This window comes from Pseudomonas syringae KCTC 12500 (assembly GCF_000507185.2).
Classification (GTDB): domain Bacteria; phylum Pseudomonadota; class Gammaproteobacteria; order Pseudomonadales; family Pseudomonadaceae; genus Aquipseudomonas; species Aquipseudomonas syringae.
Genome location: NZ_AYTM02000002.1, coordinates 1,864,181 through 1,883,878, shown reverse-complemented (window position 1 = coordinate 1,883,878; position 19,698 = coordinate 1,864,181). Strand labels below are relative to the sequence as shown.

General features: G+C 59.6%; 17 protein-coding genes and 2 pseudogenes. 12 read left to right on the top strand and 7 right to left on the bottom strand.

All coding sequences use genetic code 11. The annotated features are described in order from the left end of the window. Positions 1-122 precede the first annotated feature (122 nt). The 3 genes and pseudogenes from gbdR (at position 123) to V476_RS08790 (ending at position 3,158) form a co-directional block, all read left to right on the top strand. On the top strand, positions 123-1,226 hold the full coding sequence (gene gbdR, locus V476_RS08800) for a choline metabolism transcriptional regulator GbdR (RefSeq protein ID WP_003402189.1): 1,104 nt from the start codon (positions 123-125) through the stop codon (positions 1,224-1,226). Between the two features lie 124 nt (positions 1,227-1,350). Then, positions 1,351-1,809: pseudogene (locus tag V476_RS08795) on the top strand (REP-associated tyrosine transposase). Positions 1,810-2,210: 401 nt separating this feature from the next. Continuing rightward, positions 2,211-3,158: an IS110 family RNA-guided transposase gene (locus V476_RS08790; RefSeq protein ID WP_024961480.1), complete on the top strand. Its 948-nt coding sequence runs from the start codon at positions 2,211-2,213 to the stop codon at positions 3,156-3,158. A gap of 324 nt (positions 3,159-3,482) precedes the next feature. Here V476_RS08790 and V476_RS29285 read toward each other — a convergent pair whose 3' ends face one another. Together V476_RS29285 and V476_RS29280 are read right to left on the bottom strand one after the other, a co-directional pair. Further along, complete coding sequence (locus V476_RS29285) at positions 3,483-4,346, bottom strand: methyl-accepting chemotaxis protein (RefSeq protein ID WP_404944186.1); 864 nt, start codon at positions 4,344-4,346, stop codon at positions 3,483-3,485. Beyond that, positions 4,338-5,093 (bottom strand): annotated as a pseudogene (locus V476_RS29280) (MCP four helix bundle domain-containing protein); the annotation flags it as partial. The pseudogene V476_RS29280 and the gene V476_RS29285, both read right to left, overlap by 9 nt. A gap of 426 nt (positions 5,094-5,519) precedes the next feature. Here V476_RS29280 and V476_RS08780 point away from each other — a divergent pair. Further along, positions 5,520-5,753, top strand: a complete 234-nt coding sequence (locus V476_RS08780; RefSeq protein WP_003402183.1) for a hypothetical protein — start codon at positions 5,520-5,522, stop codon at positions 5,751-5,753. Beyond that, entirely contained in the window at positions 5,750-6,052 is a 303-nt protein-coding gene (locus V476_RS08775) for a cell division protein ZapA (protein ID WP_003316170.1), read from the top strand. The genes V476_RS08780 and V476_RS08775 overlap by 4 nt, the downstream gene beginning before the upstream one ends. Before the next feature lie 25 nt (positions 6,053-6,077). Here V476_RS08775 and V476_RS08770 read toward each other — a convergent pair whose 3' ends face one another. Together V476_RS08770 and V476_RS08765 are read right to left on the bottom strand one after the other, a co-directional pair. Further along, positions 6,078-6,791 (bottom strand): 3'-5' exonuclease, encoded by a 714-nt coding sequence (locus V476_RS08770; RefSeq protein WP_024961459.1) that lies wholly within the window; start codon positions 6,789-6,791, stop codon positions 6,078-6,080. Continuing rightward, positions 6,788-8,722 carry a DUF294 nucleotidyltransferase-like domain-containing protein gene (locus V476_RS08765; protein WP_024961460.1) on the bottom strand — a complete coding sequence of 645 codons (1,935 nt, stop codon included), beginning with the start codon at positions 8,720-8,722 and terminating at the stop codon, positions 6,788-6,790. The genes V476_RS08770 and V476_RS08765 overlap by 4 nt, the downstream gene beginning before the upstream one ends. Positions 8,723-8,953: 231 nt before the next feature. Between V476_RS08765 and V476_RS08760 the strand changes: the two genes are divergently transcribed. Beyond that, a complete protein-coding gene (locus V476_RS08760) occupies positions 8,954-9,400 on the top strand; it encodes a response regulator (protein WP_003316174.1) in 447 nt (148 codons plus the stop codon). Between the two features lie 66 nt (positions 9,401-9,466). Here V476_RS08760 and V476_RS08755 read toward each other — a convergent pair whose 3' ends face one another. Further along, positions 9,467-11,644, bottom strand: coding sequence for a malate synthase G (locus V476_RS08755; protein ID WP_024961461.1), 2,178 nt, complete (start codon positions 11,642-11,644; stop codon positions 9,467-9,469). 323 nt (positions 11,645-11,967) lie between these two features. Here V476_RS08755 and V476_RS08750 point away from each other — a divergent pair, with 323 nt between their 5' ends. Beyond that, the gene (locus V476_RS08750) at positions 11,968-12,486 is read left to right on the top strand and encodes a glycine cleavage system transcriptional repressor (RefSeq protein WP_004415689.1); all 519 of its coding nucleotides are present in this window, start codon (positions 11,968-11,970) and stop codon (positions 12,484-12,486) included. 221 nt (positions 12,487-12,707) lie between these two features. Here the strand turns inward: V476_RS08750 and rarD are convergent, their stop codons facing one another. Both rarD and V476_RS08740 read right to left on the bottom strand, forming a co-directional pair. Continuing rightward, positions 12,708-13,595: an EamA family transporter RarD gene (rarD, locus tag V476_RS08745; protein WP_024961462.1), complete on the bottom strand. Its 888-nt coding sequence runs from the start codon at positions 13,593-13,595 to the stop codon at positions 12,708-12,710. A 218-nt stretch (positions 13,596-13,813) separates the two neighbouring features. Continuing rightward, a complete protein-coding gene (locus V476_RS08740; protein ID WP_003411854.1) occupies positions 13,814-14,788 on the bottom strand; it encodes a serine/threonine protein kinase in 975 nt (324 codons plus the stop codon). 194 nt (positions 14,789-14,982) lie between these two features. Between V476_RS08740 and V476_RS08735 the strand changes: the two genes are divergently transcribed. The 5 genes from V476_RS08735 to V476_RS08715 are packed head-to-tail and all read left to right on the top strand — an operon-like array spanning position 14,983 to position 19,675. Continuing rightward, on the top strand, positions 14,983-16,002 hold the full coding sequence (locus V476_RS08735) for a LacI family DNA-binding transcriptional regulator (protein ID WP_024961463.1): 1,020 nt from the start codon (positions 14,983-14,985) through the stop codon (positions 16,000-16,002). Next, on the top strand, positions 15,986-16,987 hold the full coding sequence (locus V476_RS08730) for an ABC transporter substrate-binding protein (RefSeq protein ID WP_003411850.1): 1,002 nt from the start codon (positions 15,986-15,988) through the stop codon (positions 16,985-16,987). The genes V476_RS08735 and V476_RS08730 overlap by 17 nt, the downstream gene beginning before the upstream one ends. Then, positions 16,987-17,856 carry an ABC transporter permease gene (locus V476_RS08725; RefSeq protein WP_003393586.1) on the top strand — a complete coding sequence of 290 codons (870 nt, stop codon included), beginning with the start codon at positions 16,987-16,989 and terminating at the stop codon, positions 17,854-17,856. The genes V476_RS08730 and V476_RS08725 overlap by 1 nt, the downstream gene beginning before the upstream one ends. Next, the gene (locus tag V476_RS08720; protein WP_003316181.1) at positions 17,853-18,647 is read left to right on the top strand and encodes an ABC transporter permease; all 795 of its coding nucleotides are present in this window, start codon (positions 17,853-17,855) and stop codon (positions 18,645-18,647) included. The genes V476_RS08725 and V476_RS08720 overlap by 4 nt, the downstream gene beginning before the upstream one ends. Beyond that, a complete protein-coding gene (locus tag V476_RS08715; protein WP_004415692.1) occupies positions 18,644-19,675 on the top strand; it encodes an ABC transporter ATP-binding protein in 1,032 nt (343 codons plus the stop codon). The genes V476_RS08720 and V476_RS08715 overlap by 4 nt, the downstream gene beginning before the upstream one ends. The last annotated feature ends 23 nt before the right edge of the window (positions 19,676-19,698 follow it).

Genomic DNA, 19,698 nt, shown 5'->3' with positions numbered 1-19,698 from the left:
TGAATGAGCGATCAAATTCCGGCATGGGATTTGCGATGTCATCACAGCGCCTTCAGTGACGAGGGCTACAACAAGAGCCTGTACTGGGGCCAACCGTATGCCATATGAGAGGAGATAGTGTGATGACATCGTTCAATCAAGGGACTCAACCCCAGAATCGCGCGCCACAGTCCATCGGCTTTCTGCTGCTGGATAACTTCACCCTGATCTCCCTCGCATCGGCGGTAGAACCCCTTCGCATGGCCAACCAGCTGTCGGGCCGCGAGTTGTATCGCTGGACCACGCTGAGTGTCGACGGCGGCCAGGTCTGGGCCAGCGATGGTCTGCAGATCACGCCGGATGCGGCGATGCACAAGGCTCCTTTGCTCGATACCGTCATCGTCTGCGGCGGTGTCGGTATTCAACGCTCCGTCACGCGTGAACATGTCAGCTGGCTACAGGGCCAGGCGCGTCAGTCGCGTCGTCTGGGCGCCGTGTGCACCGGCAGTTGGGCGCTGGCGTGTGCGGGTTTGCTGGATGGTTTCGAGTGCAGCGTGCATTGGGAATGTCTGGCCTCGATGCAGGAAGCCTTTCCGCGCGTGTCGATGAGCACCCGGCTGTTTACGCTGGACCGCAATCGTTTCACCAGCTCGGGCGGCACCGCACCGCTGGACATGATGCTGCACCTGATCAGTCGTGATCATGGGCGCGAGTTGTCGGCAGCCATTTCCGAGATGTTCGTCTACGAGCGCATTCGCAACGAACAGGACCATCAACGCGTGCCGCTCAAGCACATGCTGGGCACCAATCAGCCGAAGCTGCAGGAAATCGTGGCGCTGATGGAAGCCAATCTTGAAGAGCCGATCGATCTTGACGAACTGGCTGTGTATGTCGCCGTTTCGCGCAGGCAGCTGGAGCGGTTGTTCCAGAAATACCTGCACTGTTCGCCTTCGCGCTACTACCTGAAACTGCGCCTGATTCGCGCCCGACAGCTGCTCAAGCAGACACCGATGTCGATCATCGAAGTGGCGTCGGTGTGCGGCTTCGTGTCGACACCGCACTTCTCCAAATGCTACCGCGAATACTTCGGCATCCCGCCACGTGACGAGCGCGTAGGGTCCAACACCGCACAGCAGGTCGCGATGATGCCAATCCCGCAGGCCCTGGTGCTCGCTCCGTTGTCCGGGCCGATGTCGGCTCTGAGTCAGGCGCGTAATGAGTCGACGTTTGCGAGTGTGAGGCTTTAAAAAAGTCCGGTTTGCAAATGCCCACGACGAGAAAGCATCTCTCACAGGCTGTAAAACATTCGCTCTGCTCATCGCCCTACAGACGCTAAGGTTCAACGTTGAACCGGTTCTGGAGGGCGATGGAATGCCTGATTGCGCAACGACACGACACCTGCGCAAAGGCAGATACTCGGCAGTCGGTCAGATTTACATGGTCACTTCAGTGACGAAGGGCCGTGTACCTGTGTTCGCCGAAATGCAGCTGGGACGGCTGCTCGTACGAGAAATGAAGCGTTGCGAAGAGCAGGGGCTGGTCAAGTCTATGGCATGGGTAGTCATGCCTGACCATCTCCACTGGCTTTTTGAACTCAAGGCCGGTGATTTGCCCAGCTTGATGAAATAATTAAAGGCCCGAAGCTCGATTGCAGTTGGAAAACGGTGTGTCCGTCGTCACGCTTTGTGGCAATCCGGGTACCACGACAGAGCAATCCGCGACGAAAAGGATATTGCGCCGATAGCCCGTTATATCGTGGCCAATCCTTTACGTGCGGGCTTGGTTAAAAAGCTTGAGGATTACCCGCTGTGGGATGCTATCTGGGTTTGAGGCACGGGCAGCTTTCGCGAACAAGTTCGCTCCTACGGCCTGCGGCCAGAAGCTGGGGATCACGGTTTGCTTCTGCCGTAGGGCGTGAGTGTTTTTCGCGAACAAGTTCGCTCCTACGGCCTGCGGCCAGAAGCTGAGGGATCACGGTTTGCTTCTGCCGCAGGGCGTGAGAGTGTTTTTCGCGAACAAGTTCGCTTGTATGGTAAGACTTGAAGGGAGGAGGAGGGACTTAGTTCGCTTCTGACTGTTCGCGCAGTACAGACCCGTAGGAGATTTCACCCCTCCTCCTTTCACCCAAGCGCCGATAAAGAATGCTTAAGGCTCACAACCTACGATAGAAACAAGCCTGCGCCTCTGGGTGGCCCCTTCAAGTCTGTAAACCTTATCCCCGAGGAGGCGTTATGGCAATGCGGGTTACTCTGCAAAAACCGATCATCGGTGTAGATGTCGCCAAGAATGAGCTGGTGATCTACCACGATCAATATGATCGACTTGAGGCAATCCCCAATACCAAAGTCGCCATCACCCAATGGCTGAAGGCCTTGGCGAGCAGCTGCGCCATCGCCATCGAAGCCACTAACGTCTATCACGTCCTGTTCGCGGATGCGGCCCACGAAGCAGGCTGTGACATTTATATGGTGGATGGCTATCAGCTCAGTCATTACCGTAAAGGCGTCAACATACGCGCCAAAACCGATGCCCAAGATGCTCGTTTGTTGGCCCGATACCTGAAAAACGAGCTTGATGAGTTGCGGCCCTGGATACCTGCGAGCCCGCTTTATCGGCAGCTTCTGAGCCTGTTCCGACGTCGTGCAGCCTTGGTTCAGGCTCGTACTGGCCTGGTACAAAGCTGGACCAACGAGCCTTTTCTGAGAACAGCGTTCGCCAATCAGGTCAACTCGATGAAACGATTTGAGGCGCTCGTTGAAAAGAAGATTCGCGATGTACTGCAGGAAGCCGGGCTGATGAGGCAGGTCAACCGCTGTATGAAAGTAGAAGGGATCGGCTTTCTGACTGCAGCTCGCTTGGTCACTTCTTTTCAGCGAGGCGAGTTCAGCGGAGCGAACGCCTTTATCGCGTTTCTTGGGCTGGACCTGAGAGTATCCAAATCAGGGCAAAGTGATGGACCTCGTCGATTGACCAAACGCGGCGATCCAGAAGCCCGACGGTTGCTGCACAACGCGGCTATGTCCGGGAGCCGTACGCCGGCCTGGAAGCCTTTTTATGAAGAGCAGAGAAAGCGTGGCTTTAGTACAACTCAAGCGCTGGTCATGCTCTCCCGAAAGTTGGCTCGAGTAGTCTTCGCTCTGTTAAAGAACCAGAGCGAATATCAAACAAAAGTGGCTTGAGGGCTTTGCCAAAACCATAGAATCTCCTACGGCCTGCGGCCAGAAGCTGGGGGATCACGGTTTGCTTCTGCCGCAGGACGTGAGAGTGTTTTTCGCGAACAAGTTCGCTCCTACGGCCTGCGGCCAGAAGCTGAGGGGTCACGGTTTGCTTCTGCCGTAGGGCGTGAGAGTGTTTTTCGCGAACAAGTTCGCTCCTACGGCCTGCGGCCAGAAGCTGAGGGCTCACGGTCTGCTTCTGCCCGAAGGGCGTAGGAGCGAACTTGTTCGCGAAGACTGGCTTTCACACAACATAGCTTCCGGAAATAAAACGCCCGTTTTCAAGCATCAAAGCGCGAAGCGCGCCACCATGCCATTGAGGTCGATTGCCAGGCGTGACAGCTCGGTGCTGGCTGCGCTGGTCTGGTTGGCGCCGTTGGTGGATTGTGCCGACAGGTCGCGGATGTTGACCAGGTTGCGGTCCACTTCGCGGGCGACCTGTGCCTGTTCTTCGGCGGCGCTGGCGATGACCATGTTACGTTCGTTGATCTCTTCGACCGCGCTGTTGATGGTGTTCAGTGCCTGGCCCGCGCCCTTGGCGATGTTCAGGGTCGATTCGGCGCGTTCAGTGCTGTTGCGCATCGAGCTGACAGCCTGTTCCGTGCCGGTCTGAATGCTGCTGATCATGCGTTCGATTTCGCTGGTCGATTGCTGGGTGCGGTGTGCCAGGGCACGCACTTCGTCGGCGACGACGGCAAAACCACGTCCAGCTTCACCGGCACGTGCGGCTTCGATGGCGGCGTTTAATGCCAGCAGGTTGGTCTGGTCGGCCAGGCCGCGAATCACGTCGAGCACCTTGCCGATGTCACGCGACTCATTGGCCAGGCTGATGATCAGCTCGGCAGTGCCTTGCACGTCGCCACTCATGCGCTCGATGGCGCTGACGGTTTCCTGAACCAGGTCGCGGCCATCGCCTGCAGAGGTCGCCGCGCTGCGCGAGGCCTGCGAGGTGCTGGTGGCGTTGCGCGCCACTTCTTCCACGGCGCTGGTCATCTGGTTGACCGCAGTGGCAGCCTGTTCTATTTCATCGTTCTGCTGCACCAGCCCGCGTGCGCTTTCGTCAGTGACGGCGTTCAGCTCCTCGGCTGCCGAGGCCAGTTGCGTGGCCGAGCCGGAAATACCCTGCAAGGTATCGCGCAGCTTGTCCTGCATGGTTTTCATGGCCAGCAGCAGACGACCGGCTTCATCGCTGCCGTCGATACTGATCGGCTTGGTCAGGTTGCCTTGCGCAATGGTCTCCGCTGCTAGCAGTGCGGTGGCGATCGGTGTGGTAATGCTCTTGATCAGCATCCAGGCAAACACGATCGTCAGCAGTGTGGCGGCGATCAGCAACCCGATCACCATGTTGAATGCCGAGTCATACTCGACGGAGGCCTGTTCTTTGACCGCATTCAACTGCGTTGTATTGATCTCCACCAGTTTGCGCAGCACAACGTTCATCTGGTCGGAGTTGCTGACCATTTCGTTGTTGAGCAAGCCCTGCAGTTCGTCGATGTTGTTGGCACGGGTCAGCGTTTTCAGGCGCTCTTCAAGCTGGCGATACTGGCCCAGCAGCTGCACGTACTGGCTATAGAGGTCGCGCTCGTCGGGGCCACTGATCAGCTTCTCGTAAACGGCCTGAGCGTCAGTGATCTGCTTGTTGCGCATCGCCATGAGTTCGATGGTTTTCTGCTGGGTTTCCGGATCGCGGTTGACCAGCAATCGGTAGGACAGCACCCGCAGACGAATACTGACTTCAGCGAAGCGATCGAGGCTCTTGATGCTGGGCACATTGCTGTCGGCCAGCACCTCGGTGGCGCTGCGAATCTTGCTCATCTGTGACAGCGCAAAGACGCCCAGAATCAGCATGAGGGTGCCGATCATGGCAAATCCAAGAAACGCTCGGGGCGCGATGTTCATATTTCGCAGGGACATAGAAAGCTTCCAGGGTCATTGACGCGTTCCATGCGATTTAGAGACGGGGATAAAGCCGTAAGTGGGGTGCCTATCGGACGTGCGACTAAAGTCTTGAGCCGATAGGCACGTATTGGGCGTGACTTAATCGTGACGATTTCTTCATTTCTCTCCCGGGTCGGGCGCAAGCCCTTGAAAAAACGGGGCGTAGGCTTTTTCCGAGATGGCAGTCTGCCCATAGCCTGCGCGCACTTGTCGCAGTTTCAGACGGTCTGACGAACAGCAGGAACCGGATACCGAATAAGGAGTCACAAGCCCCCTACGCGTCTACGTTATCGATGTGTCGATGTGATGACAGAGCGGTGAGCGCTGGTATGCGCAGCGACTTTTCTTTATCGTACGCGCCCGTTGAAATTTGCTCGAGAAATCAAAATGTTGGAAGCCTCCCTTAGCCAATTGGAACAACTTGTCGGCGATCTGGTGCAGCAGAACCAGGCCCTTCAGGAAACAAATGCACAGCTCAGTGCCGAGCTGGCAAAAGCCAAGGACGAGAACGAGAACTTGCAACTGAGTCTGATGGAGCAGGAAGAGAAGCATGGCAGCACTGCCGCGCGCATCCAGGCACTGGTTGATCGCGCGACCAGCGCAAGTGCTGTCGGCGCATGAACGTCGATGGCAGCGGTGTAACCGTTCTCACCATTCTGGGCAATGAGTACTCGGTCAAGGCGCCGGCTGGCGAAGACCTGACGCTCATGAAGGCCGCTGCGATGCTCAATGCATCGCTGGCCGACACCAAGCGCAAATACCCGACGTTGATCGGTGACCGTCTGCTGGTCCTTGCTGCGCTGAACCTTTGTTCGCAGCAGATCGAGCTTGAGCAACTGCACAAGGTCGAGCTCAAGCGCTACCGGGAGCAGGTCGAAGCGACGGTGGATGTGATCGCCAAGACCATCGCCCCGAACTGAACGTGAGGCGCTGACGCAGTCGCAGTCAGAACGAATGCGACTGTCTGCGCCTGCGCCACTGCCCGAGTGCTTCCTCCAGCCGCAAGGGGCTGTCGATCTGCTGACGACGGGCGTGGCTGAACAGGATCAGCGCCAGTTCTGCGGTGACCAGCGCATCGGCGCTGGCATGGTGACGCTCTTCGGCATGCAGACCAAAGAAACGAGTCCAGTCATCCAGCCCGGCATGACGCAGGTTGGCGTGTTCGCACAGCATCGGGGCTATTTCGGCGACGTCGAAAAACGCATGCTGCAAGCGATAGCCCAGGCTTTCCTTCAAGGCGCGTGACAGCATGTGCTGATCGAATGGCGCATGAAAGCCGAGAATCGGGCTGTCACCGACGAACTCCATGAAGTCCAGCAAGGCTTCGACCGGCTCACTGCCAGCGGCAATCGCGCTAGGCGCCAGCCCATGAATCAGAACGGCCGGACTGATCTTGTGGTCGACGCGCAATAGCGTGCGCTCGAACTGCTGGCCCAGATCGATGGCGCCGTCTTCAATCACTACCGCACCAATGGACAGCACCTGATCACGGTTCATATTCAGGCCGCTGGTTTCCAGGTCGAGCACGACCCAGCGCTGTTCACGCAGTGACCTGTCGCTGAGGTTCGCGCACACCGGCAGCCGCTCCAGGCGATCCAGTTGATGCGCGTGCAAGGGTGTCTTTTTCGGCCGTGGTTTGAGCCATTCGAACAGGTTCATAGTTGATAACGCAGGGTCAGGCTGGTTTGCAATCGCTGCGCCTGGCGAAACGATTCGCGCAGAATACGCCGGTCCAGATGGTTGAGTGTGTCCGGGTCGATGCGGTTGGAATACGCCAGGTTCTGGCGGCTTTGCAGTTGGTGCTGCTGCATGCGAGTCTGCTGAATGAAGTGATAAGCCTCTTCATACGCGGCACCGTCAAGCGGGTCGATGACTTCGCGCTCGACCAGTTGGCGCAAGCGTTCCTGCGTGTTGCTCACGCCGATACCGTTGGCCAGCGCCAGCAGGCGCGCACCGTCGACGAAGGGCGTCAGGCCTTCGACCTTGAGGTCCAGCGTGTCCTTTTCACTGCCTTTGCGGGCCAACACGAAATCCTTGAAACGACCCACTGGCGGACGCTGGCGCAATGCGTTGTCAGCCATCATGCGCTGGAACAGCCGGTTATCTGCGACCTGATCGAGAATGCTGCGGCGCAGTTGCTCGCCGCTGCTTTCATCACCCCAGACCACGCGCAGATCGAAATAGATACTCGAGGCCAGCAGGTTCTCCGGCGTCGCCTCGCGAATAAACGTCGAGAAGCGCTGCGACCATTCGAGTCGGGACAGGCACAGTTCGGGGTTGCCGGCCATGATGTTGCCCTTGCACAGGGTAAAACCGCACTGCGCGAGGTTCTGATTGATGCGTTCGGCAATCGGCAGCAGTACGTTGCGAATCTGCTCTGCCTCGGCTGCATCACGCGCTTCGAACAGAATGCCGTTGTCCTGATCGGTATGCAGCGTCTGCTCGCGACGGCCTTCGCTGCCAAAGCACAGCCAGCTGAAGGCAATGCCAGGGTCGCCTTTCTCTGCAAGCGTCAGCTCGATCACCCGGCATACGGTGTGGTCGTTGAGCAGGGTGATGATCTGGGTTATCTGGGTTGAAGACGCGCCGTGGGCGAGCATGCGATCGACCAACTGGACGATATCGCCCCGCAAGCCGGCGAGCGCTTCAATACGTGGCGCGTTGCGGATGGTCCGCGCCAGGTGCACCAGGTCGACCCGTTGCAGGGAAAACAGATCCCGCTCCGACACCACGCCGCACAATCGCCCGTCGCGGACCAGGCACACGTGGGCGATGTGCCGACCGGTCATGGCGATGGCGGCGTCGAAGGCACTGGCGTCCGGGCTCAGGTGGAAAGGCGACAGGCTCATGGTGTGCCTGACCGGCGCGCTGAAGTCGGCATTCACATCGGCAACCGCCTCACGCAGGTCGCGCAGGGTAAAGATCCCCAGCGGCGACTGCCGCTCGTCGACAATCACGATGCTGCCTACTTGCTGCTCGTGCATCAGCCGCACGGCGTCGCGCATGGGCGTTTCCGGGCTGCACATCACCGGATGGCGCATGGCAAGTTCACCCAGCCGGGTGTTCAAAGAGTACTGCGTGCCGAGGGTTTCGACAGCGCGCTGCTGGACCTGTTGATTGACTTGGTCCAGCAAGCTGCTGACACCGCGCAGGGCAAAGTCGCGAAAGGTTGTGGAAAGCGCGAACAGTTTGATGAACGCCTGCTTGTTCAGCTGTAGGCAGAAGGTGTCCTCGGCAGCCAGATGCTCGGTGCGCGTGGCGCGCTCGCCGAGCAGGGCGGCGAGCGGAAAACACTCGCCTGTGGTTATTTCAAATGTCGTTTCCGTACCGCCTTTGGCAGAATGCGGACGCTCGCCGACGATGCGACCCTGCTTGACGATGTAAAAGTGCTCCACCGGCCCGTCGCCAGGCTTGATGATGCTTTCACCTGCAGCGTAGAAGCGCAGATGACACTGCTCGACCAGATACGCCAGATGAGCGTTTTCCATCTGATTGAACGGCGGGAATTTTTGCAGAAACTGCATGGTGCCGTGTATGTTCTGCAGCACGGCTGTCTTGCCTGCCTGGGTGAAAGCATCTGCCTTGCTCATGGCCTGTTCCGCGTTCTTGTTATTGGTGCTCATGGTCGGCCGCTTGCAGCCAGGTGCCCATTGGACGTAAGTCTTACCTTGAACCCCGTGACACCGCCGTGCTGCTTGCGACATAACTGATTTGACGAGCGCAATGGATTGCGAGCGAAGACTGGCCAGGATGCCGACGAAATGCATCGCAGATTGACCCGTATCTGCTGTCGGATTAGTTCAGGGAATGATGAGACTGCAATGATTGACCACGATATTCTGAGCGACGATGAGCGCGATGCCCTCCATGAGGTCATGCTCACGCCCGACCGCAGCGCCCCGCAACGGGTCCTGATCGTCGATGACGACAGCGACGCGCGCGAACTGCTGGCCGAAATTCTGAGCCTCAATGACATCAGCTGCATGACCGCGCCCGGTGGCGATACTGCGCTGCAGATGATCCACTCGCGTCAGTCCATCGGACTGCTGATCACCGACCTGCGGATGGCTCCTTTTGACGGGCTGGATCTGATTCGCAAGGTTCGTGAGTCGGACCGCGCCGAACTGCCGATCATCATTGTTTCCGGCGACGCCAACGTGCGCGATGCCATCGATGCCATGCACCTGAACGTGGTGGACTTCCTTCTCAAACCGCTCAATACCAGGCAGTTGGTGAAGCTGGTCAAGCGGGAGTTGGGGATAAGTTGAGGCGGTGAGCCGTTGCAGGTTCTGGTCCGGTGAGCACCAGAACCTGCAAGGAAGGTGTGCGACGCGTTACAGGCCGTTGATGGCCTTGAACTCCCGACGGCGACGATGCAGTACCGGCTCGGTATAGCCATTAGGCTGTCGCGTGCCTTCGATCACCAGTTCGACCGCCGCCTGGAAGGCGATGTTGTTGTCGAAGTCGGGTGCCAGCGGGTGATACAGCGGGTCGTTGGCGTTCTGGCGATCCACCACCGGGGCCATGCGCTTGAGGCTTTCCAGAACCTGAGCTTCGCTGACGACACCATGACGCAGCCAGTTGGCCATATGCTGGCTGGAGATGCGCAGCGTGGCGCGGTCTTCCATCAGGCCGATGTCGTTGATGTCCGGTACTTTCGAACACCCCACGCCTTGATCGATCCAGCGCACAACATAACCAAGAATGCCTTGTGCGTTGTTGTCCAGTTCGTTCTGGATTTCTTCCGGGGTCCAGTCAGCGTTCGGTGCCAGCGGAATGGTCAGAATGTCATCCACCGAGGCTTGCTCGCGTTGCGCCAGTTCGGCCTGCCGGGCGAACACGTCGACCTTGTGATAATGCAGGGCGTGCAGCGCAGCCGCGGTAGGCGAGGGGACCCAGGCTGTGTTCGCACCCGCCAGTGGATGAGCGATTTTCTGCTCCAGCATCGCCGCCATCAGGTCCGGCATGGCCCACATGCCTTTGCCGATCTGTGCGCGACCTTGCAGGCCGCATTTCAGGCCGATGTCGACGTTGGAGTTCTCGTAAGCAGCGATCCACTTCTCGGCTTTCATCTGTGCCTTGCGCACCACCGGACCCGCTTCCATGGAGGTATGGATTTCGTCACCGGTGCGGTCGAGGAAACCGGTGTTGATGAACACCACGCGCTCGCTGGCGGCCTGAATGCAGGCTTTGAGGTTGACCGTAGTGCGGCGCTCCTCGTCCATGATCCCGACCTTCAAGGTGTTACGCGGCAAACCCAGCACCTGCTCGATACGCTCGAACAGTTCGTTGGTGAATGCCGCTTCTTCCGGGCCGTGCATCTTCGGTTTGACGATGTACATCGAGCCGCTGCGGCTGTTGCTGCGCGAGGTGTTGCCGTTGAGGTTGTGGATGGCGGCGAGGCTGGTCAGCAGCCCATCGAGAATGCCTTCCGGCACTTCGTTGCCGTGTTTGTCGAGAATCGCATCGATGGTCATCAAGTGGCCCACGTTGCGAATGAACAACAGCGAGCGACCGTGCAGGGTGACTTCGCCGCCCTCTGGCGTGGTGTAGACGCGGTCCGGGTTCATGGTGCGGGTGAAGGTTTCTCCGCCCTTGGACACCGACTCGGCCAGATCGCCCTTCATCAGGCCCAGCCAGTTGCGGTAGACAACCACTTTGTCGTCGGCATCCACAGCGGCGATGGAGTCTTCGCAGTCCATGATGGTGGTCAGCGCAGCTTCCATGAGGATGTCTTTCACGCCCGCCGGATCGGTCTGACCGACCGGGCTGGCGGCGTCGATCTGCAGTTCGAAGTGCAGGCCGTTGTGCTTGAGCAGCAAGGCAAACGGCGCCAGGGCATCGCCTTGAAAACCGACCAGTTGAGCGTCATCGTGCAGGCCGGTATTGCTGCCACCCTTGAGACTGACGACCAGCTTGCCGTCGATCAGCTTGTAAGCCGTCGAGTCGGCATGTGAACCTGCTGACAGAGGCGCTGCCTGATCGAGAAAGGCACGAGCGAAAGCAATCACCTTGTCGCCACGCACCTTGTTGTAGCCTTTACCCTTTTCCGCGCCACCTGTTTCGCTGATGGCGTCGGTGCCGTAGAGCGCGTCATACAGCGAACCCCAGCGGGCGTTTGACGCATTGAGCGCAAACCGGGCGTTCATCACCGGCACGACCAGTTGCGGACCCGCCATGGTGGCGATTTCTTCATCGACGTTTTGCGTGGTGATCTGGAAGTCCGCTGCTTCTGGCAGCAGGTAGCCAATCTCTTGAAGGAAGGCTTTGTAGGCCGAGGCGTCGTGAGCCTGCCCTGCATGCGACTGGTGCCAGGCGTCGATTTTCGCCTGTAACTCATCACGTTTGGCGAGCAGTGCCTTGTTCTTCGGCGCAAGGTCATGGATCAGTTTGTCTGCACCGGCCCAGAACGCAGTGGCGTCGACGCCGGTTCCGGGGGTGGCTTCGTTCTGCACGAAGTCGAACAGGACTCTGGCGACTTGCAGGTCACCGACTTGAACGTACTCAGTCATTGCACTTGCCTCACTCTGCTCAGCAGGGTCGAGCACACTCGGGGAGCGCTCTGTTATTGATCCGGGTGTCATGTAGTGCGCGATTCGGGATACTACATGAGCCGTCGTCGCGTGAAAACGTCGCTGAATATGTCACTAAACGACTGGATATTCATATCGGGTCACGATGATTATTCAGCGTGTTCCCAAAAGCATTCAGGATTGTTCCATAAAGCGTGGCAAACGGTACACGATTTACCGTGTGCGAGCTGCCCCCAGGGCATGCCTATACTGGTATGACCGACGCTGTCTCCAAACCATCTGTGCAGAAAGAGGAATTGACCGTGGATCATCTCGTCGTAACGCTGGTTGCCCCCGATAAACCGGGCCAGGTCGAACGCATCGCGCGGTGCATTGCCGAGCATGGCGGCAACTGGCTGGAAAGCCGCATGTCGCGCATGGCCGGGCAATTTGCCGGGATCCTCAAGGTAGGTGTCGAGGCCGAAAAGTATGACGACCTGATCAAGGCGCTGAACGGCCTGTCAGCCCATGGCATCCGCATGTTGCTGGCCGAGAGCGTGGTCGAGACGTCCGATACCACCCGCCTGATCAGCATGGAACTGGTCGGCAACGACCGCCCCGGCATCGTGCGCGACATCACCCGTTTGCTGGCCGGGCAGGGCGTCAACGTCGAACACCTGATCACCGACGTGTCCCCCGCGCCCATGAGCAGCGAACTGCTGTTCCAGGCCAAAGCAGTGCTGGGCGTCCCGCAGGAATTGTCCCTGGATGACCTGCAAACGGCGCTCGAGACCCTGGCGGATGATTTGATGGTGGAGTTGGTGCTGGGAGCCAAGGAGTAAGCGGTTTCTGGTTATCCAAGTTAATCGTGCACCTGCCTGTGGATAACCTGGGGGAATAGCCTTGCGCGCCACACCCGCCGTGGCCTGGCGTGTATTGATCAAAAATTCAACAGTTTCAATGGCTTGTGCACAGATAAGGTCAGTCTGCCTGTGGATAACCTTTGGAGAACCTCTTGCAGCCCACGTGCTGCGTGGTCTGCGAGGTGTTGACTGTTTTTTGATCAGTGACGGCTGCGGGATTTCAGCCAGATATCCACACTGTAGATGGCCAGCCCCGTCCAGATGAAGGCGAAGGTGATGATGGTGCTGGTGGTCAGGTGTTCGCCATACAGCAGCACGGCCAACAGCAGTACCAGTGTGGGCGCGATGTACTGCAGGAAGCCCAGGGTGGTGAAAGGCAAATGGCGTGCGGCGGCGTTGAAGCACACCAGCGGTACCAGCGTGACCGGGCCGGCAGCGGCGAGCCAGATCGCTTGGGTCGTTGTCCAGAATTCTGGCTGGGCGCTCACGGCCGTCGGGTTGAGCGTCAGCCAGATCAGCGCCAGCGGCACAAGCATCCAGGTTTCCACCACCAGGCCGGGGAGGGCGGCGACCGGGGCTTTTTTACGGATCAGCCCGTAGAACGCGAAGGTCAGCGCCAGCGCCAGTGACACCCACGGCAGGCTGCCAACGTGCCAGACATGCTGGGCAACACCAATGGCGGCGAAGGCGACCGCCAGCATTTGCAGGCGTCTGAGGCGCTCGCCCAGCAGCAACATGGCGAGCAGCACATTGACCAATGGGTTGATGTAATAGCCCAGGCTGGCCTCAAGCATGCGTCCGTTGTTCACCGCCCAGACATAGACGATCCAGTTCGCAGCGATCAGCGTACCGCTCAATGCCAGCACCGCCAGGCGTTGCGGATTGTTGCGCAGGTCGCGCCACCAGCCGGGATGCTTCCAGAGCATCAGCACAATCGAGCCGAACAGCGCCGACCAGAGCGCGCGATGGATGATGATCTCGATGGCCGGAACCGCGGCGATGGCTTTGAAGTAGATGGGGAACAGGCCCCAGATGATGTAAGCACTCAGGCCCAGAATATATCCACGGCGTGGATTGGCAGCTTGCATGGAGCGTCGTCCCTTTAATACAGAAAATTCCGGTTTTATTATGGGGTGATGCGGTGGATGGTTTTGATTGTACTGACGCTGGAGCGCTCGATGTTATACACAGGTTCGACTGATTCTCGATATTTGTGCCGCGCCGCTTGCTCAGGATCGGACGCAGAGCGTCCAGAACTGCATGCGACGCACGATAGTCGGGGTTATCGTTCTGCACGCTCATCAGGTCAAAACAGTTTCAACGGCTCTTCATTCAGTGCGGCCATCTGCTCGCGCAGGGCCAGGATATGGTCGCCCCAGTAACGCTCCGTGCCGAACCACGGAAAGCTGTGCGGAAAGGCCGGGTCATCCCAGCGACGGGCCAGCCAGGCGCTGTAGTGCATCAGGCGCAGGGCCCGCAGCGGTTCGATCAGGGCCAGTTCGCGAGGGTCGAAATCATGGAATTCGTTGTAGCCGTCCATCAGCTCCGATAGCTGACCCAGACGTTCCTGGCGGTCGCCGGCCAGCATCATCCAGATATCCTGAACGGCAGGGCCAAGGCGGCAATCGTCCAGATCGACGATGTGGAACATCTCGTCGCGGCACATCATGTTGCCGGGGTGGCAGTCGCCATGCATGCGGATGTTGGTGTGCGGTGTGGCTGCGTAAACGTCTTCGACACGTTTGAGCAGGTCGCGGGCCACCGACTCGTAAGCCGGCAGCAGGCTGCGCGGGATGCAGTCGTTTTCCAACAGAAAATTGACCGAGTCATGACCAAAGTTCTTCACGCCCAGGGCTTCACGGTGGGCGAACGGTTTGGTCGAGCCGACGGCATGCAGACGCCCCAATAACTGGCCCAGGCGATACAGCTGATCAAGGTTGCCCGGCTCTGGCGCTCGTCCACCGCGACGCGGGAACAGCGTGAAACGAAAACCGGCGTGCTCGAACAGGGTTGCGCCGTTGTGCACCATGGGTGCGACCACCGGCACTTCGACCTCGACCAGTTCAGCGGTGAAGCTGTGCTCTTCAAGGATGGCTTCGTTGCTCCAGCGCTGTGGGCGATAGAACTTGGCGATCAGCGGTTGGCCGTCTTCGATACCGACCTGATACACGCGGTTTTCGTAACTGTTGAGCGCCAGGATGCGGGCATCGCTGAGAAAACCGATGCTTTCGACAGCATCCAGAACCAGATCGGGAGTAAGTGTTGCAAACGGGTGAGCCATGACTACTCCTGCGCGCAGCAGGTTGCCGCGTCGGAACGCTGATGGTAACGCAGACCGGTCCCGCTTCGCCAAACCCCGTCCGTTTAATCTGCCTTGGTTCTCTTTTGTCATCAAAAAGTCATGAGTCGTTAGCGAGATAGCCATGTTCGGCGCCTAGAGTCGCCGTCAATGAGATCGATCTCAAGCGAGTGACAATGACTGATCTGAAAGAGGTAGCGCATCTGGCCGGGGTTTCCCGAGCCACGGCGGCACGTGCCTTCGCAAGCCCCGACGTCGTGCGCTTGGAGACCCGCGAGCGGGTATTCGCCGCGGCCCGCGCCTTGGGTTTTCGTCCCAACCGGCTGGGCCGCCAGTTGCGTCTGCAAACCACCAATCTGATTGGCGTGGTGGTGCCCAACCTGCTCAACCCGGTGTTTGCCGAGCAGTTTCAGGCCATGGAGCGGGCGGCTCGGGCGCGGGGTTATAACCTGCTGCTGGCAACCACCGACTACACCGCAGAGCGTGAAAGCGCCGTGGTTGAGGAATTGTTACGTCAACGGGTCGACGGGCTGGTGCTGACGGTGACCGACGCCGAGCACAACCGAGTGCTGCAAGACCTGATCAGTGAAGACACCCCGTTCGTGCTGGCCTATCACCAGACCGACAATCCTGATTACAGCTCGGTGTCTGTGGATAACCGCGCGGGGATGGCGCTGGCTACTCGATACCTGATCGATGCAGGCCATCAGCGAGTCGCCATGGTCGCAGGCCCGGCCATGCAGTCCGACCGCGCCCGACTGCGTTATGAAGGTTATCGCGACGCCATGGCCGAGTGTGGGCTTGAAGCTCGCCCGGTGATTGAAATGCCTGCTCATACCAGCGCCGATTTCGCTGCACTCGAACCGCTGCTACGTGGGTCGGACGCGCCCAGCGCGCTGGTCTGTTCCAACGATCTGCTGGCCATCAGCCTGATTGCCGAATTGCGCCGCAACGGCTGGGGCGTTCCCGAGCGCCTGTCGGTGATCGGCTTCGACGGTATCGCCCTCGGCACGCAGATGCACCCGACCTTGTGCAGCGTGGTTCAGCCCATCGCCGAGCTGGCGCACATCGTCATCGACCAATTACTGGCACGGATTGCTGGCGCAGTACCTGTTTCTCATTGTCTGCCGTGCCACATCCGGCCCGGCGAAAGCACCCAGCCCTACCAGGAGATGCTTCATGCTCAGCCTCAGTAAAACCCTCGCGGCACTGCTGTTATGCGGTGCGGCCAGCCTCGCCCAGGCCGCCGAAACCGCCATCTGCTACAACTGCCCGCCCGAATGGGCCGACTGGGGAACGCAGCTCAAGGCGATTGCCGACAGCACCGGTGTGCAGGTGCCGCTGGATAACAAGAACTCCGGCCAGGCGCTGGCGCAGATCGTTGCCGAGCAAGCCGCACCAGTCGCTGACGTGGTCTATTACGGCGTGACATTCGGCTTGCAGGCGCAGAAGGCCGGCGTGGTCGACACCTACAAACCCAAGCACTGGGACGAGATTCCGGCAGGCCTGAAAGACCCCGAAGGACACTGGTTCGCCATTCACTCCGGGACCCTCGGCATCATGGTCAACGTCGACGCACTGGGCGGTCTGCCGGTGCCGCAAAGCTGGGCGGACCTGCTCAAGCCCGAGTACAAGGGCATGGTCGGTTATCTCGACCCGTCCAGTGCGTTCGTCGGTTACGTTTCTGCTGTGGCGATCAACCAGGCCATGGGCGGCACGCTGGACAATTTCGGTCCGGCCATCGACTACTTCCAGAAACTGGCGAAAAACTCGCCCATCGTGCCCAAGCAAACCGCTTATGCACGCGTGCTGTCCGGCGAGCTACCGATTCTGGTCGACTATGACTTCAATGCCTATCGTGCTCGCTACAAGGACAAGGCCAACGTCGCCTTCGTGATTCCCAAGGAAGGCACCATCGGCGTTCCGTATGTGATGAGCCTGGTGGCCAAGGCACCGCATCGTGCCAACGCCGAGAAGGTGCTGGACTTCGTATTGTCCGACGAAGGGCAGGCGCTGTGGGCCAAGGCCTATCTGCGTCCAGTGCGCTCGAAAATGCCTGCCGAAGTGGCTGCACAGTTCCTGCCGGACAGCGATTACGCCCGCGCCGGTGTGGTGGACTACCAGCACATGGCCGCGGTTCAGGAAGCTTTCGCTGCCCGTTATCTGCGTGAGGTGAAGTAATGTCGGCCTCGCCGGAACAAGCGCTGCCTCTGCGCAAGGGCGGATTTTTCAGGCTGCGGCTGCGCCCGACCGCTGCGGTGGCGTTGGCCCCGGCGATGGCCGTATTGCTGGCATTCTGGCTGCTGCCGCTGACCCACCTGATCATGCTCGGTACGCAAGGGTCTGATGGCAATGGCAGCGGTTACTGGCAGGTCCTGAGCAGTGCTCAGTACCTCGGCAGTCTGCTGCAAACCTGCCTGCTGGCGCTGGTGGTAACGCTCGCGGCGTTGCTGGTCGGCGGCATCAGCGGTGTGTTTCTGGCCCGCAACCACTTTTTCGGACGCTCTGCGCTGGTGGCCTTGCTGACCTTCCCGCTGGCGTTTCCCGGTGTGGTGGTCGGCTTTCTGGTGATTCTGCTGGCCGGTCGACAGGGCATCTTCGCCGCGCTCGGGCTGCACCTGGCGGGCGAGCGCTGGGTGTTCGCCTACTCGCTGACCGGGCTGTTCATCGGCTATCTGTATTTCTCGATTCCGCGCGTGATTCTGACAGTCATGGCCGCTTGCGAAAGCCTGGACCGCAGCCTTGAAGAAGCTGCGCATTCGCTGGGTGCCGGTCATTGGCGGGTGGTGTGCGATGTGATCATTCCGGGGCTGGCGCCCGCGCTGGTGTCCTGCGGCGCGATCTGCTTCGCCACGTCGATGGGCGCCTTCGGCACGGCCTTTACCCTGGGCACGCGTCTGAACGTCACGCCGGTAGCGATCTACAACGTGTTCACCAATTACGCCAACTTCACGGTGGCCGCTGCGCTGTCAGTCATCCTCGGGCTGGTTACGTGGGCAGTGCTGTTGCTGGCGCGTCGTATGGTCGGTAAATCGGGAGTTGTCCTGTGAAACGTTCACCGTTGTTCGTGGCGCAACTGGCGTTCACCCTGTTGGTCTGTGCGTTCATGCTGGTGCCTGTGGTGCTGTCGCTGCTGGCCGGCCTGACGCGCAATTATTTTCTCGGTCTGTCGAGCGGTCTGACCTTCGACTGGCTGGTACAGGTCTGGCAGGCCTATTCACCCACCGTCTGGCTGTCGTTGCAACTGGCCGTGGCCTGCGCAATCTGCGTGTGCCTGGTAGGGGTTCCGGCTGCGTATGCACTGGTGCGCATGAACAATCGCTTCAGCCGGGCCTTCGAGGAATTGATGGTCTTGCCCGTCGCCATGCCCGGTCTGGCCAGCGCCCTCGCGTTACTCCTGACCTACGGCCAGTTCGGCGGCTTTCGCAGCAGCTGGTTGTTCATTCTGGTCGGCCACGTGTTGTTCACCCTGCCGTTCCTGGTGCGTCCGGTCATGGCGGTGATGCAGCGTCAGCAACTGCCGGTGCTTGAAGAGGCGGCCGCCAGTCTGGGCGCCGGGCCGATCAAGCGTTTCTTCAGTGTGGTGGTGCCTAACTGCCGAGCCGGCATTCTTGCCGGTGTGCTGATGGTTGTGACCCTGTCGCTGGGCGAATTCAACCTGACCTGGATGCTGCACACGCCGATGACCAAAACCCTGCCGGTCGGTCTGGCCGACAGCTACGCCTCGGCGCGACTGGAAGTCGCCAGTGCCTACACCCTTCTTTTTCTGTTGCTGATTGTGCCGCTGCTGATTGCGTTGCAGGCCATCAGCGCGCGTCTTGCCCGTGGAGAGAGCCGATGAGCGGAACCACCATTCGCCTGAAAGGCTGCCGCAAGGCATTTGCCGACGGCACCGTTGCTGTAAAGGATCTGCACCTGACCATCGAGCCCGGCGAAACGCTGGCGATTCTCGGTCCGTCCGGTTGCGGCAAGACCACCACCTTGCGGCTGATTGCCGGGCTTGAACGTCCGGACGTCGGGCAGGTGTTGTTCGATGATCAGGACGTGACACGTCTGCCCATCGAGCGGCGCGACGTGGGCATGGTGTTTCAGAACTACGCGTTGTTTCCCAACCTCGATGTGGCCGGCAATATCGTTTACGGCCTGAAGATTCGTGGTCTGTCGGCTGCCGAGCGCAACAAGCGTTGCGATGAGTTGCTGGAACTGGTCGGTTTGACCGGCCACGGCAATCGCCGCGTCAACGAGCTGTCTGGCGGGCAGCGCCAACGGGTCGCTCTGGCCCGTGCGTTGGCGCCGCGTCCTAGGGTGCTGTTGCTCGACGAACCGCTGGCGGCACTGGACGCGCAGTTGCGCGAGCGCTTGCGCAGTGAGCTGGACCAGTTGCTGCGTGGGCTGGGCATCACCTCGGTGTTCGTCACCCACGATCAGGGCGAGGCAATGGCTCTGGGCGACCGGATTCTGGTCATGGAAAAAGGCTGCGTCTCGCAATTGGCGACGCCGAGGGAAATCTATCAACAACCTGCCAATGCGTTCGTCGCCGGGTTTGTCGGCAATCTGAACGCGTTCAGCGTGGTCGAGCGCACCCCGTCAGGCCTCAAGGTGAGCGGTGGCGAGCTGCCGTGGCACGGGCCTGACGTACCGGGCACGGTCTACTGCCGCCCCGAGCACCTGCGTTTGATGTCTGGAAACGGCCATCTTCATGGGCGTCTGGTCGGGCAGTTTTTTCAGGGCGCGCAAAGTCGCTTGCTGGTCGATGTCGGTGGCCCGCAGCCGCTGCTGGTGGACAGCACCGACAACGTGATTTACGCCGCCAACGCAGTCATTGCCCTGAGTGTCGACCCGCAAGTGCTGTTTACCCTGCATTCGTGAACTCGTTTTTCGTAGAGAGATTA

Bases quoted from the DNA above. Each gene is read 5' to 3' on its own strand.
- V476_RS08725 (WP_003393586.1), top strand. From the start codon at position 16,987: ATGTCGGCCTCGCCGGAACAAGCGCTGCCTCTGCGCAAGGGCGGATTT.
- V476_RS08755 (WP_024961461.1), bottom strand. From the start codon at position 11,644: ATGACTGAGTACGTTCAAGTCGGTGACCTGCAAGTCGCCAGAGTCCTG.
- V476_RS08775 (WP_003316170.1), top strand. From the start codon at position 5,750: ATGAACGTCGATGGCAGCGGTGTAACCGTTCTCACCATTCTGGGCAAT.
- gbdR (WP_003402189.1), top strand. From the start codon at position 123: ATGACATCGTTCAATCAAGGGACTCAACCCCAGAATCGCGCGCCACAG.
- rarD (WP_024961462.1), bottom strand. From the start codon at position 13,595: ATGCAAGCTGCCAATCCACGCCGTGGATATATTCTGGGCCTGAGTGCT.
- V476_RS29285 (WP_404944186.1), bottom strand. From the start codon at position 4,346: ATGCAGGACAAGCTGCGCGATACCTTGCAGGGTATTTCCGGCTCGGCC.
- V476_RS08735 (WP_024961463.1), top strand. From the start codon at position 14,983: ATGACTGATCTGAAAGAGGTAGCGCATCTGGCCGGGGTTTCCCGAGCC.
- V476_RS08740 (WP_003411854.1), bottom strand. From the start codon at position 14,788: ATGGCTCACCCGTTTGCAACACTTACTCCCGATCTGGTTCTGGATGCT.
- V476_RS08770 (WP_024961459.1), bottom strand. From the start codon at position 6,791: ATGAACCTGTTCGAATGGCTCAAACCACGGCCGAAAAAGACACCCTTG.
- V476_RS08760 (WP_003316174.1), top strand. From the start codon at position 8,954: ATGATTGACCACGATATTCTGAGCGACGATGAGCGCGATGCCCTCCAT.
- V476_RS08790 (WP_024961480.1), top strand. From the start codon at position 2,211: ATGGCAATGCGGGTTACTCTGCAAAAACCGATCATCGGTGTAGATGTC.
- V476_RS08730 (WP_003411850.1), top strand. From the start codon at position 15,986: ATGCTCAGCCTCAGTAAAACCCTCGCGGCACTGCTGTTATGCGGTGCG.
- V476_RS08765 (WP_024961460.1), bottom strand. From the start codon at position 8,722: ATGAGCAAGGCAGATGCTTTCACCCAGGCAGGCAAGACAGCCGTGCTG.
- V476_RS08780 (WP_003402183.1), top strand. From the start codon at position 5,520: ATGTTGGAAGCCTCCCTTAGCCAATTGGAACAACTTGTCGGCGATCTG.
- V476_RS08715 (WP_004415692.1), top strand. From the start codon at position 18,644: ATGAGCGGAACCACCATTCGCCTGAAAGGCTGCCGCAAGGCATTTGCC.